This window comes from Streptomyces sp. NPDC102406 (genome assembly GCF_044765725.1).
Lineage (GTDB): Bacteria > Actinomycetota > Actinomycetes > Streptomycetales > Streptomycetaceae > Streptomyces.
Map to the genome: position 1 here is coordinate 92,632 of NZ_JBIWKP010000008.1, position 12,959 is coordinate 105,590.

Genomic DNA, 12,959 nt, shown 5'->3' on the forward strand with positions numbered 1-12,959 from the left:
TGCGTCGCGCGGAACTCGCGGAAGGTCGCGCCTAGGCGGCGGACGACGAGCTGGAGGAACCGGCCGAGCTGCTGGACGTCGAGGAGCCGGACGAGCTCGACGACGACTTCGTGTCCGAGGACGAGGAAGAGGACGACGAGGTCGAGGACGACGCGTCGGAGGTCGACTTCGAGGACGACGTCGCCGGGGTGCTGCTCGACGAGGAGCCGCGGCTGTCGTTGCGGTAGAAGCCCGAGCCCTTGAAGACGATGCCGACAGCCGAGAAAACCTTCTTCAGGCGGCCACCGCAGTTGGGGCACTCGGTGAGGGCGTCGTCGGTGAACTTCTGCACCGCCTCGAGGCCTTCGCCGCACTCGGTGCACTGGTACTGGTAAGTCGGCACTGTGTCTTCCTCCTGGCACTCTCACTCGATGAGTGCTAACGACGGTCCATAGTGACGTATTCCGCGAGATCAGTCCACTGTCACCGGCTGTCGGTGACCCACGCCACGTGCCACGGTGCGTCCCGAGGGCGCCGGTACGAGCCGCGAGCGCAGCAGGTACATGACCCCGAGGGCGAGCACGGTGCCCGCCATCGGGACCAGGAACCCGGCGCCGTCCCAGAACCGGTCCTCAAGCTGGCCCGCGACCGTCACGGCGACCGCCTGGCCGAAGGCGACGGCGCCGGTCAGCCAGGTGAAGGCCTCGGTGCGGGAGCCCGCGGGGACGATCGACTCGACGAGGGTGTAGCCGGTGATCAGGGCGGGCGCGATGCAGACGCCGACCAGCAGCCCGAGTCCGGCGAGCAGCAGTACTGACTGTGCCGCCCACAGGCCGGACGCGGTCAGCGCCAGGGCGGTGTAGGCGACGAGCAGGCGGCGCTGCGGCGCGATCTTCCAGGCGATGGCGCCGCAGACGATGCCGGAGAGCATGTTGCCCGCGGCGAAGGTTCCGTAGAGGACGCCGTTGAGGCCGGGCTCGCCGATCGCCTCGGTGTAGGCGGCGAGCGAGACCTGCATGCCGCCGAAGACGGAGCCGATGCCGAGGAACGTCACGATGAGCACCCGCACGCCGGGGACGCGGAGCGCGGAGACGTGCTCCACGCGCGCGTGCGGAGCCGAGGACCCGTGTTCGTCGCGGGCCCGGGCCGACGGGGTGGGCTGCGTGCCCTTCTGGGCGGCGAACAGCAGGCCGCCGACCAGGGTGAGCGCGGCTTCCGTGACGAGCCCGGCGGCCGGGTTGACGCCCGTGCACAGCGCGGTGGCGAACAGCGGCCCGAGGACGAACGTGAACTCGTCGGTGACCGACTCGAAGGCGGCCGCGGTCTGCATCAGCGGCGAGCCCTGGAGCGTGACGCCCCACCGGGCCCGCACCATGGGCCCGACCTGGGGCGTGGAGGCGCCTGTCGGCACGGCCGCGAGGAACAGGGTCCACGTGGGCGCCCCGGACAGGGCGAGGGCGGTCAGGGCGATCCCCGAGGCGCAGTGCACGAGGACGCCGGGGAGCAGGACGGCCCGCTGGCCGAGGCGGTCGGCCAGTTTGCCGCTGTAGGGCGCGAACAGTGCCATGGAGACCCCGGTCGTCGCGGAGACCGCGCCGGCGGTCCCGTACGAGCCGGAGGTGTGCTGGACGAGCAGCACGATGGAGATGGTCAGCATCGCGAACGGCTGGCGTGCCGCGAAGCCGGGGAGCAGGAACGTCCAGGCCCCGCGGGTGCGCAGCAACTGTCCGTAGCCCGGACGTACGTCGGGGGTCACGTCGGGGGTGTCGAAAACCGTGGCCTTCTCTGGCACGGCCCTCGCCTTTCTGCCGCCTGGTGGCCCGGTCTCCCCTGGTCGAGGGGTACCGGGCCGAGAGCCGTCCTCATATGCGCCGGGAACCGAGTGATACCTGCGGTCCGCGCCAGGAGAGGCCCTGGGCCAGGCGGTGCGGCCACTTCGAGGGCGGCACTGCAAGGGGACCGCGGCCGCTTTGCGGTCGCGCCGGCTCTACATCAGGCAGAGTCGGTGGTTCGTAGATCTTGGGATCGTGGTTCTTCGGTGCGGCGATCGCAGCTATGTGGATCTTTGGTCCGCCCCACCATGTTAACGGGCGGTTTCGCCCCCTGTGCCCAGCCAGCCGGCGAGCTTGCCGCCCTGGGCGACGGCGCGCAGCCGCGCCTCGGCCGCGTCACGCACCGGGTCGGTGGCCACGACCAGGAGTTCGTCGCCGTGGCGCAGCACCGTGGTGGGGGACGGCACGAAGGAGGTGCCCTCGCGCACGACCAGGGTGACGGCGGCGCCCTTGGGCAGCCGTAGTTCGCCGACCTCCACGCCGTGCATCCGGGAGCCCTCGGGGACGGACACGGACAGCAGGTGCCCGCGCAGCCGCTCCAGCGGCGCGGACTCGATGCCGAGGTCGGCGGCCTCCTCCGACGTGCCGAGTTTCAGCTTCCTGGCGAGCCACGGCAGGGTCGGGCCCTGGATGAGGGTGTAGACGACGACCAGCACGAAGACGATGTTGAAGATCCGGTGGCTGCCCTCGACGCCGGTCACCATCGGGATAGTCGCCAGGATGATGGGCACGGCGCCGCGCAGCCCGGCCCACGACATGAGGGCCTGTTCCCGCCACGGTATGCGGAACGGCGCCAGGCTGAGGATGACCTCCAGGGGGCGCGCGACCACGGTGAGGACGAGCCCGATGACGAGCGCGGGCACGATGTCGTCGGTCAGCTCGTGCGGTGTGACGAGCAGCCCCAGCAGCACGAACATGCCGATCTGCGCGATCCAGCCGAGTCCTTCGGCGAAGCCGCGGGTGGCCGGCCAGTGCGGCAGCTTGGCGTTGCCCATGACCATGGCGGCCAGGTAGACGGCGAGGAAGCCGCTGCCGTGGGCCATGGCGCCCGCGGCATAGGCGACCGTGGCGATGGCCATGACGGCGATGGGGTAGAGGCCGGAGGCGGGCAGTGCGACGTGCCGCAGCCCGTAGGAGCCGAGCCAGCCGACGGTGAGGCCGAGGGCGGCGCCGATGACGAGTTCCAGGGCGATCTCGCCGACCAGGACGTACCAGTGCTCCACCGGGCCCGCGGCCGAGAACGCGACGACGAGGATGACGACAGGGGCGTCGTTGAAGCCCGACTCCGCCTCCAGGACGCCGGTGATGCGCGACGGGAGGGGCACCTTGCGCAGGACGGAGAAGACGGCCGCCGCGTCCGTGGAGGACACCACGGCGCCGATGATGAGGGCCTGGTGCCATGCGAGGCCCACCAGGTAGTGCGCGCCCGCCGCCGTCACCCCCACGCTCACCGCGACGCCCACGAGCGACAGGGCGACGGCCGCGGGGAGCGCCGGTTTGATCTCCTTCCACTTCGTGCCCAGGCCGCCTTCGGCGAGGATCACGACGAGGGCCGCGTAGCCGATGACCTGCGTCAACTCGGCGTCGCTGAAGGAGACGTCGCCGATGCCGTCCTGACCCATGGCGATGCCGATGCCCAGGTAGAGGAGCAGGCTGGGCAGTCCGCTGCGCGAGGAGACACGTACCGCGGCGACCGCGATGAGCAGCACGAGCGCGCTCACGAGCAGGAGCTGGTTGAGGTGGTGGACAGTCAGGGGCTGGTCCTTCCGCGAGAGGTCGTCGCAGGGGCGGGTGTCGGAGATGCGGGGGCCTCGCTCCATGGTCGACGAGCGAGGTACTTCGTTACCTTACCTAATCGTTAACGCTTTCTTGATGCTCGGGCCATCGCTCGGGCCATCGCTCGGGCCATCGCTCGGGCCCTCCCTCCGGCCTCCTTCGGGCCGTGCCGCGCGGGCTCCCGCAACGTCCGGACGGGCCCGCTTCCTGACTCCGCGTCCGGGCCCGCACCGCACTGCTCGTATGGTTGCTCCAGCCAGCCGCTAGCGAAGGACAGCAAGGATCGCGATGCCCTCCTCCACGAAGCCCTCCGCCGGTCGCCAGTCCGGCAAGAAGAAGGGGCGCCGAGCCCGACTGCTCGTGATCGTCCTGGTGTTGGCCGTCGTCGCGGGCATCGGATACGGGGCCTATTGGGGCGTCGACAGCGTGCGCGCCTCCTTGCCGCAGACCACGGGTTCGGTCCGGCTCGACGGGCTCGACGGGCCCGTACAGGTCAAGCGGGACGGTTACGGCATCCCGCAGATCTACGCGTCCTCGGACGAGGACCTGTTCATGGCGCAGGGGTTCGTGCAGGCGCAGGACCGGTTCTACGAGATGGACGTGCGCCGTCATACGACCTCCGGGCGGCTCTCCGAAATGTTCGGCAAGAGCCAGGTCAAGACCGATGAGTTCCTGCGCACCCTGGGCTGGCACCGGGTGGCGCAGAAGGAGTACGACTCCAAACTGTCGCCCGCGACGAAGAAGTACCTCCAGGCGTACTCCAAGGGGGTCAACTCCTACCTGGCGGGCAAGAGCGCCAAGGCGATCTCCGCGGAGTACGTGGCGCTCGGCTTCGAGAACGACTACAAGCCGCAGGAGTGGACCCCGGTCGACTCCGTCGCCTGGCTGAAGGCGATGGCCTGGGACCTGCGCGGCAACATGCAGGACGAGATCGACCGCTCCTTGATGACGAGCCGCCTCAGCGCCAAGCAGATCAAGGACCTCTACCCGGAGTATCCCTACGACCGGCACAAGCCGATCGTGCAGGAGGGCGCCTACGACAGCGCCACGGGCACGTACGACACCTCGGCCTCCGGCTCGCGGACACAGACCGGCACCGGCGGGACGACGGCGGGTACGGGCGGGACCACGACGGGCACCGGCGGGACCACGACGGGCACCGGCGGGTCGACGGCGGGTACCGGCCTGACGGGCGGCACAACGGGCGGCACAGGGGCCTCCAGCGGCCTCCAGAGCCAGTTGGGCGGCCTCGCCGACGCCCTGGACCAGATCCCCGACTCCGCGGGCCTCGGACCCAACGGCAACGGCATCGGCTCCAACTCGTGGGTCGTCTCCGGCGACCACACCATCACCGGCAAGCCGCTGCTCGCCAACGACCCGCACCTGGCGCCGCAACTGCCCTCCGTCTGGTACCAGATGGGGCTGCACTGCACGAGCGTCTCCTCGAAGTGCCAGTACGACGTGACGGGTTACACCTTCGCCGGGATGCCGGGCGTGGTCATCGGCCACAACGAGGACATCTCCTGGGGCCTGACCAACTCGGGCGCCGACGTGACCGACCTCTACCTGGAGCGGTTCGACGGCGACGGCTACCTGTACGACGACAAGACCGTGCGCTTCAAGACGCGCGAGGAAGTCATCAAGGTCGCCGGCGGCACGTCCAAGACGATCACCGTCCGTGAGACCAACAACGGGCCCCTGCTCTCCGACCGCAACGACGAACTCGTCAAGGTCGGCAAGAAGGCCCCCGTGGGCACCACGGCCCCCGACCGCGGCGACGGCTACGGCATCGCGCTGCGCTGGACCGCGCTCGACCCCGGCAACACCATGGACGCCGTCTTCGAGATCGACAAGGCGAAGAACTGGACCGAGTTCCGCGAGGCCGCCGCCGACTTCGAGGTGCCCTCGCAGAACCTCACGTACGCCGACGTCGAGGGCCACATCGGTTACCAGTTGCCCGGCCGCATCCCGATGCGCGGCGAGGGCGACGGCTCGCTGCCCGCGCCCGGCTGGGACCCGGAATACAAGTGGACCGGCTACATCAAGCAGGACGAACTGCCCTACGAGTACGACCCCGAGCGCGGCTACATCGTGACCGCCAACCAGGCGGTCGTCGGCAAGGACTACCCCTACACGCTCACCAAGGACTGGGGCTACGGCACCCGCAGCCAGCGGATCACCGACCTCATCAAGTCGAAGATCGACGGTGGCGGGAAGATCTCCACCGACGACATGCGCACCATGCAGATGGACAACAGCAGCGAGATCGCCAAGCTGCTCGTGCCCAAGCTGCTCAAGATCGACGTCAAGGACGGCTACGTCCGTCAGGCGCAGCAGCTCCTGGAGAACTGGGACTACACCCAGAACCCGGACTCGGCGGCGGCGGCGTACTTCAACTCCGTGTGGCGCAACATCCTGAAGCTCGCCTTCGGCAACAAGCTGCCCAAGGAGCTGCGGATCGAGGGGCAGTGCCTGAGCGTCACGCCGGTCGACAACACCGGCCCGGCCGACGAGGACCGCAAGGTCCGCGAGTGCGGCCGGCGGGACGCGCACACGGCGCAGCCGGACGGCGGCGACCGCTGGTTCGAGGTCGTCCGCAAGATCATCAACGATGAGAAGAACGAGTGGTGGAAGACGCCGGGCAACCGCAACAACGCCCCGACGGCCACCCGTGACCAACTCCTCGCCCGCGCCATGAAGGACGCCCGCTGGGACCTCACGGCCAAGCTCGGCAAGGACATCGACACCTGGAGCTGGGGCCGCCTGCACAAGCTGGAGCTGAAGAACCAGACCCTCGGCACCGAGGGCCCGGGCTGGCTCCAGTACGTACTGAACCGCGGCCCCTGGAAGCTCGGCGGCGGCGAGGCGGCCGTCAACGCCACCGGCTGGAACGCGGCGGGCGGCTACGGCGTCGACTGGGTCCCGTCGATGCGCATGGTGGTCAACCTGGGAGACCTCGACAAGTCCAGGTGGATCAACCTCACGGGCGCCTCGGGCCACACCTACAGCGCCCACTACACGGACCAGACCGACAAGTGGGTCAAGGGCGAGCTGCTGCCGTGGCGCTTCACCGAGAAGGCCGTCGGCGCCGACACCTCGGACACGTTGGTCCTCAAGCCGTAGGGCAGTAGCAGTAGGAGTGGCTATGCCGAAAGGGGCCTCCACGCGCGCGTGGAGGCCCCTTTCGGCATTGGAGCCCTCTTCTGGAGCCCTGGTCCGTTTGGAGCCCTCGTTCGCTAGGTGAAGCGGCGCGCGCCCGATGGTGTCACCACGGCGTGCACCGCCTTGTCGTGCGCCTCCGCCGGGACGTGCGGGACGACTTCGGCGTCGTAGAGCAGCACGACGAGGGCGGGGTGCGCACCGGCCGCCGCAAGACGCGCCAGCACCCTGTCGTACGAGCCGCCGCCCCGGCCGAGCCGCATCCCGCGCGCGTCCACGGCGAGCCCGGGCAGCAGCACGACGTCGGCGGTCGTCACGGCGTCAGGTCCGAGCCGCTCGCCGCCCGGCTCCAAGAGGGCCATCTTCCCCGGGTACTGGACGCGGACGAGCGAGGAGGGCCCCTCGTACGTCCCCCAGTCCAGATCGTTGTCGGGCAGCAGCACCGGCAGCAGAACCCGCATCCCGCGCGCGCGGAGGGCGTCCAGGAGCGCCGCCGTGCCCGGCTCGCCCCCCACGGAGACGTACGCCGCGACGGTGCGCGCGCCCGCCAGCTCGGCCACCTCGAAGGCCCGCTCGGCGAGAACCGTCTCCGCCGCCCGCACGTCATGCACGGGCAACGCGTTCCTCACCGCGAGGAGTTCTCGCCGCAACGCGCGCTTGTCAGGGTGGGCGCCGGGCGCGCTCTCCGGGTACTGGCTCATGGCCGGTTCACAAACCTCTCCTTGTCCACGCATATATGTGCCAACAAAGCGGACCCACAGATTCCGCCCATAGGTGCCGGATAGGGTGACGGGCATGACTGACGCGCACACCAGGATCACCAAGGCTGTCATCCCTGCCGCGGGTCTCGGCACCCGGTTCCTGCCGGCCACGAAAGCGACTCCCAAGGAGATGCTTCCCGTGGTGGACAAGCCCGCGATCCAGTACGTGGTCGAAGAGGCCGCGTCCGCGGGTCTCGACGACGTCCTGATGATCACGGGTCGCAACAAGCGGCCGTTGGAGGACCACTTCGACCGCAACTACGAGCTGGAGTCGGCCCTCCAGAAGAAGGGCGACGCGGCCCGCCTGACGAAGGTCCAGGAGTCCAGCGACCTGGCGACCATGCACTACGTGCGCCAGGGCGACCCCAAGGGCCTGGGCCACGCCGTGCTCTGCGCCGCTCCCCACGTCGGCGACGAGCCCTTCGCGGTCCTCCTGGGCGACGACCTGATCGACCCGCGCGACCCGCTGCTCGCCCGCATGGTCGAGGTCCAGGAACGGCACGGCGGCAGCGTCGTCGCCCTCATGGAGGTCGAGGCGTCCCAGATCCACCTCTACGGCTGCGCCGCCGTCCAGGCCACCGAGGACGAGGACGTCGTCCAGGTCACCGACCTGGTGGAGAAGCCGGACGCGGCCGACGCCCCGTCCCACTACGCCGTCATCGGCCGCTACGTCCTGGACCCGGCCGTCTTCGGCGTGCTGCGCCGGACCGAGCCGGGGCGCGGCGGCGAGATCCAGCTCACCGACGCCCTCCAGCAGCTCGCCGCGGACGAGAAGATCGGCGGCCCGGTGCACGGCGTCGTCTTCAAGGGCCGCCGCTATGACACCGGCGACCGGGGCGACTATCTGCGTGCCATTGTCAGACTCGCATGCGAACGTGAGGACCTGGGCCCGGACTTCCGTGCCTGGCTTCGCAGTTACGTCACCGAGGAGATGTAGCACCTTGAGCAGCGCGACCACCTCGTCCAGCGCCGGCCAGCAGCAGTTGTGGTCGGTGGACGAGCACCTGGAGGACATCCTCAGCACCGTCCACCCGCTCGACCCCATCGAGCTCCAGCTCCTCGACGCCCAGGGCTGCGTGCTCGTCGAGGACGTGACGGTGCCCGTCTCGCTGCCGCCGTTCGACAACAGCTCGATGGACGGGTACGCGGTGCGCGTCGCCGACGTCGCCGCCGCGAGCGAGGAGTACCCCGCCGTACTCACGGTGATCGGCGACGTCGCGGCGGGCCAGGTCGGTCCTTCCGGGCAGCCCACCGTCGGCCCCGGCCAGGCCGCCCGCATCATGACCGGCGCCCCCCTGCCGCCCGGCGCCGAGGCCGTCGTCCCCGTGGAGTGGACCGACGGCGGGCTCGGCGCGGGCCCGGCCTCCTCGATGGCCGCCCACTCCACCGCCCCCGAGGGCGCCTCGGGCGAGGTCCGCGTCCACCGCCCCGCCGAGGCACGCGCGCACGTACGCGCGCAGGGCAGCGACGTCCGGGCCGGTGACCGCGCCCTCACGGCGGGCACGGTGCTCGGCCCGCCGCAGATCGCCCTGCTCGCCGCGATCGGCCGCGGCACCGTACGGGTGCACCCGCGCCCGCGCGTCGTCGTCGTCTCCACCGGCAGCGAACTCGTCCAGCCGGGCGAGCAGTTGCACGAGGGCCAGATCTACGACTCCAACAGCTTCGCCCTCACGGCCGCGGCGCGGGACGCGGGAGCCCTCGCCTACCGGGTCGGGGCCGTCGCCGACGACGCGGAGACGCTCCGCTCCACCATCGAGGACCAGCTCATCCGCGCCGACCTCGTCGTCACGACGGGCGGTGTCAGCGTGGGCGCGTACGACGTCGTGAAGGAGGCCCTGTCCTCGATCGGCGACCCGGACGAGGAGGGCGGCATCGGCGCGGGCGGCGGCGTCGAGTTCCGCAAGCTCGCCATGCAGCCCGGAAAGCCGCAGGGCTTCGGCTCCGTCGGCCCCGACCACACCCCGCTGCTCGCCCTGCCGGGCAACCCGGTCTCCAGCTATGTCTCCTTCGAGCTGTTCGTGCGGCCCGCGATCCGCGCGCTGATGGGCCTGCCCGCAGCCTCCGTGCACCGCCCCACCACGCGCGCGGTGCTCACCGCCGACAAGGCGCTGACCTCGCCCGGGGGCCGACGCCAGTTCCTGCGAGGCGCGTACGACGCCGAGAAGGGCGAGGTCGCCCCCGTCGGCGGCTCCGGTTCGCACCTGATCGCCGCGCTCGCCCAGGCTGACGCGCTGATCGTGGTCGGTGAGGACGTGACATCGGTGGAGCCCGGCACGGAGGTCGACGTGGTCCTGCTGGGCTGACCGGGCCGGGCGCCGGGGGGCCGCGATACCGTGTCGCGCACAGACAGTCCGGCGCGCCGCACCGCGCACGGCTCGCATCGGGAGCGCCACAGCACCATGAGCACTTCGCAGGACCGACTCACCCACATCGACGAGGCGGGCGCCGCCCGCATGGTCGACGTCTCGCAGAAGGACGTCACCGCGCGCACCGCCCGCGCCGGCGGCCGTGTCCTCGTCTCGCCGCGCGTGATCGAACTGCTGCGCGGCGAGGGCATGCCCAAGGGCGACGCCCTGGCGACGGCCCGTATCGCCGGGATCATGGGGGCGAAGCGCACCCCGGACCTCATCCCGCTCTGTCACCCGCTGGCCGTCTCCGGCGTGGAGCTGGACCTGTCCGTGGCGGACGACGCGGTGGAGATCCGGGCCACGGTGCGGACGACGGACCGTACGGGCGTCGAGATGGAGGCCCTCACGGCGGTCTCGGTCGCCGCGCTCACCGTCGTCGACATGGTCAAGGCGGTCGACAAGGGAGCCGTCATCACGGACATCCGCGTCGAGGAGAAGACGGGTGGCAAGTCCGGCGACTGGAAGCGCGAGGACCGGGCATGACCGGGACCGCCGCCTACCGCGCCCTGGTCGTCACCGCCTCCAACCGCGCCGCCGCCGGGGTCTACGAGGACAAGGGCGGCCCCTTGATCGCCGCGGCCCTGGAGAAGCTGGGCTTCGACGTCACGGGCCCCCAGGTCGTGCCGGACGGCGACCCCGTGGAGGCCGCCCTGCGCGCCGCGGTCGAGGCCGCGTACGACGTGGTCGTCACCACCGGCGGCACCGGGATCTCGCCCACCGACCGCACCCCCGAGGCCACGGCCCGCGTCATCGACCACGAGGTGCCGGGCATCCCCGAGGCGATCCGTGCCCACGGACGGCAGCACGTGCCCACCGCCGCGCTCTCCCGTGGCCTCGCCGGAGTCGCCGGGCGCACACTGATCGTGAACCTGCCGGGTTCGAGCGGTGGCGTGCGGGACGGTCTCGCCGTCCTGGCACCGCTGCTGACGCACGCCGTGGACCAGCTCCGCGGCGGCGACCACCCGAGACCCGACGCCCACGCCACAGGGGGTGCGCACTGAACAGCCCGTCCTGGCCCGTCGTCCTGACGGAGGGCGACGTCGTCCTCCGCCCGATAAGGCTGCGCGACCAGCGCGCCTGGCGCGAGGTCAACCGCCGCAACCGCGACTGGCTGCGCCCGTGGGAGGCGACGATCCCGCCGCCCAGCCCGACCGGTCCCATCGCCCACCGCCCGACCTACCGGCAGATGGTGCGCCACCTGCGCTCGGAGGCGAACGCGGGCCGCATGCTGCCCTTCGTCATCGAGTACGAGGGCCGTCTGGTGGGCCAGTTGACGGTCGCCGGGATCACCTGGGGCTCAATGTGCTCGGGCCATGTCGGCTACTGGGTGGACCAGGGCGTGGCCGGGCGCGGGGTGATGCCCACGTCCGTCGCGCTCGCCGTCGACCACTGCTTCCGCACGGTGGGCCTGCACCGCATCGAGGTCTGCATTCGCCCGGAGAACGGGCCGAGCCGCCGCGTCGTGGAGAAACTCGGATTCCGCGAGGAGGGCCTGCGTCCACGGTATCTTCACATCGACGGCGGCTGGCGCGATCATCTCGTCTACGCCCTCACCGCCGAAGAGGTCCCCGAGGGGCTCCTCAGGCGCTGGCGGCGTGGGCGCCGCGGCAACGCCGCAGGTCCGGGCGCCTCCAGCGCGATCGACCCCGGGGCACCCTCGAAATAAAATAAATGTTCGAAATTGATCGGCGAACGACCGGGCGAGCCATTGAAATTCGCACCCCGGTCAGCCAGTTGATCGCACCAGTCGCAAAAAATGCTCGAAATATCAGCCAGATCGTGCGACACACCGGCTCAATTGGCGGATGGCTCCGCGCAAACCCCTCTACGGTGTGAGGCGTGAGCAGCAGCGGCCTCATCTACGCAGTCATCGTCGGGGCCTGGGCCGCCTACTTGGTGCCGATGTGGCTCCGTAGGCAGGACGAGCTGAACGAAGCCCGTCCGACGGAACGCTTCAGCACCGCCATCCGACTTCTGTCCGGACGGGCGGGCATGGAGCGCCGGTACGCCAAGGACTTGCAGACGCGCTCGCCGGAGACGGACGAGCGGCGCGGCGATCCGGTGGACCCGGACGCGGTCACCGACGCGGTGGACGTCCGGGGCTTCGTCACGCCCCAGGCCGACGAGCCCGAGCCTGAGCCCGCGGAGCCCGCCCCCGAGCCCCGCCGGGCACCGGCCCCCACCCCGGCGCCGCAACCCACGGCCCCCACCGGGCCCCGCCGCCCCCGCACCTCGTCTGCCGCGGCCTCCGCCGAGGCACAGGCCCGCGCCCGGCGCACCAAGGTCCTCGCGCGCCGCCGCCGCACCACCGTGCTGCTCTTCGTCGCCTTCTCCGCCGGCGCCGTCGTGGCCGGGGTCGGCGGCATCGCGTTCCTGTGGGCCCCCGCGGCGCCCGCCGTGCTGCTCAGCACCTACATCGTCTATCTGCGCGCCCAGGAACGACGCCGCTTCGCCTACGTCATGGACCGCCGCCGCGCCGAGATCGCCGCGCAGCGCCTGCGGGAGCGGCAGCCGCGCAGGCGCCAGGCCACAGCGCAGCACGCCGCCGGCGAAGACGCGGAGGACGGACCCGGCGCCGAGACCGCCACCGGCAGCGGGGTCGACGCGCTCGCCGCCGACCGGCGCGCGCTCGTCGAGCAGACCGACCACGCGGAGTGGGTCGACCAGCAGCGCGAACGGCAGCGCCGCCCGGGACCCGGCGAGAGCTGGGACCCGGTCCCCGTGCCGCTGCCCACCTATGTGACCGCCCCGGTCGCCCCCCGCGCCGGGGGGAACATCGACTACGGCGCCCCGGAGACCTGGAGCGCGGCCCGCTCGTCCGCGGCGGAGCAGTCCGAGCCCGAGCCCGAGCCGCAGCAGGAGCAGACCGCCGACGACGGTCGCAGCGACGCCCGCCGCGCCGCCTCCGCCCGGCGCTCCCGCGAGCGCGGCAGGACCCCGCTGTTCGATCAGTACGACGTCGGCGCCGCGGGCGGCGACGGGCGGCCCAGGGCCGCCAACGAGTGACCCGGCTGACCAGCCAGGGAGCGGATTTCCAAGCACCC

General features: G+C 71.4%; 11 protein-coding genes. 7 read left to right on the plus strand and 4 right to left on the minus strand.

The genetic code is table 11. The features are described 5' to 3' along the window. Positions 1-31: 31 nt before the first annotated feature. From ACIRF8_RS27890 to ACIRF8_RS27900, 3 genes are all read right to left on the minus strand, one after another. A complete protein-coding gene (locus tag ACIRF8_RS27890) occupies positions 32-382 on the minus strand; it encodes an FmdB family zinc ribbon protein (RefSeq protein WP_404218971.1) in 351 nt (116 codons plus the stop codon). Between the two features lie 69 nt (positions 383-451). Beyond that, a complete protein-coding gene (locus ACIRF8_RS27895) occupies positions 452-1,771 on the minus strand; it encodes an MFS transporter (protein ID WP_404218973.1) in 1,320 nt (439 codons plus the stop codon). A gap of 291 nt (positions 1,772-2,062) precedes the next feature. Continuing rightward, on the minus strand, positions 2,063-3,631 hold the full coding sequence (locus ACIRF8_RS27900) for a potassium/proton antiporter (protein ID WP_404218975.1): 1,569 nt from the start codon (positions 3,629-3,631) through the stop codon (positions 2,063-2,065). A 244-nt stretch (positions 3,632-3,875) separates the two neighbouring features. Between ACIRF8_RS27900 and ACIRF8_RS27905 the strand changes: the two genes are divergently transcribed. Then, the gene (locus ACIRF8_RS27905; protein ID WP_404218977.1) at positions 3,876-6,710 is read left to right on the plus strand and encodes a penicillin acylase family protein; all 2,835 of its coding nucleotides are present in this window, start codon (positions 3,876-3,878) and stop codon (positions 6,708-6,710) included. A gap of 113 nt (positions 6,711-6,823) precedes the next feature. Here the strand turns inward: ACIRF8_RS27905 and ACIRF8_RS27910 are convergent, their stop codons facing one another. After that, positions 6,824-7,447, minus strand: coding sequence for a 5-formyltetrahydrofolate cyclo-ligase (locus ACIRF8_RS27910; RefSeq protein ID WP_404218979.1), 624 nt, complete (start codon positions 7,445-7,447; stop codon positions 6,824-6,826). A 94-nt stretch (positions 7,448-7,541) separates the two neighbouring features. Here ACIRF8_RS27910 and galU point away from each other — a divergent pair, with 94 nt between their 5' ends. The 6 genes from galU to glpR all read left to right on the plus strand — a co-directional run bounded on the left by galU (position 7,542) and on the right by glpR (position 12,921). Beyond that, positions 7,542-8,444: a UTP--glucose-1-phosphate uridylyltransferase GalU gene (gene galU / locus ACIRF8_RS27915; RefSeq protein WP_404218981.1), complete on the plus strand. Its 903-nt coding sequence runs from the start codon at positions 7,542-7,544 to the stop codon at positions 8,442-8,444. A gap of 4 nt (positions 8,445-8,448) precedes the next feature. Continuing rightward, on the plus strand, positions 8,449-9,810 hold the full coding sequence (gene glp / locus ACIRF8_RS27920) for a gephyrin-like molybdotransferase Glp (protein ID WP_404218983.1): 1,362 nt from the start codon (positions 8,449-8,451) through the stop codon (positions 9,808-9,810). 96 nt (positions 9,811-9,906) lie between these two features. Next, a complete protein-coding gene (gene moaC / locus ACIRF8_RS27925) occupies positions 9,907-10,398 on the plus strand; it encodes a cyclic pyranopterin monophosphate synthase MoaC (protein ID WP_404218985.1) in 492 nt (163 codons plus the stop codon). After that, the gene (locus ACIRF8_RS27930) at positions 10,395-10,916 is read left to right on the plus strand and encodes a molybdenum cofactor biosynthesis protein B (RefSeq protein ID WP_404218987.1); all 522 of its coding nucleotides are present in this window, start codon (positions 10,395-10,397) and stop codon (positions 10,914-10,916) included. The genes moaC and ACIRF8_RS27930 overlap by 4 nt, the downstream gene beginning before the upstream one ends. Beyond that, positions 10,913-11,581 (plus strand): GNAT family N-acetyltransferase, encoded by a 669-nt coding sequence (locus ACIRF8_RS27935; RefSeq protein ID WP_404219362.1) that lies wholly within the window; start codon positions 10,913-10,915, stop codon positions 11,579-11,581. Before ACIRF8_RS27930 ends, ACIRF8_RS27935 begins: the two co-directional genes overlap by 4 nt. Positions 11,582-11,754: 173 nt before the next feature. Then, a complete protein-coding gene (glpR, locus tag ACIRF8_RS27940; RefSeq protein WP_404218989.1) occupies positions 11,755-12,921 on the plus strand; it encodes a gephyrin-like molybdotransferase receptor GlpR in 1,167 nt (388 codons plus the stop codon). The last annotated feature ends 38 nt before the right edge of the window (positions 12,922-12,959 follow it).

Bases quoted from the DNA above. Each gene is read 5' to 3' on its own strand.
- moaC (WP_404218985.1), top strand. From the start codon at position 9,907: ATGAGCACTTCGCAGGACCGACTCACCCACATCGACGAGGCGGGCGCC.
- ACIRF8_RS27930 (WP_404218987.1), top strand. From the start codon at position 10,395: ATGACCGGGACCGCCGCCTACCGCGCCCTGGTCGTCACCGCCTCCAAC.
- ACIRF8_RS27900 (WP_404218975.1), bottom strand. From the start codon at position 3,631: ATGGAGCGAGGCCCCCGCATCTCCGACACCCGCCCCTGCGACGACCTC.
- ACIRF8_RS27910 (WP_404218979.1), bottom strand. From the start codon at position 7,447: ATGAGCCAGTACCCGGAGAGCGCGCCCGGCGCCCACCCTGACAAGCGC.
- galU (WP_404218981.1), top strand. From the start codon at position 7,542: ATGACTGACGCGCACACCAGGATCACCAAGGCTGTCATCCCTGCCGCG.
- ACIRF8_RS27905 (WP_404218977.1), top strand. From the start codon at position 3,876: ATGCCCTCCTCCACGAAGCCCTCCGCCGGTCGCCAGTCCGGCAAGAAG.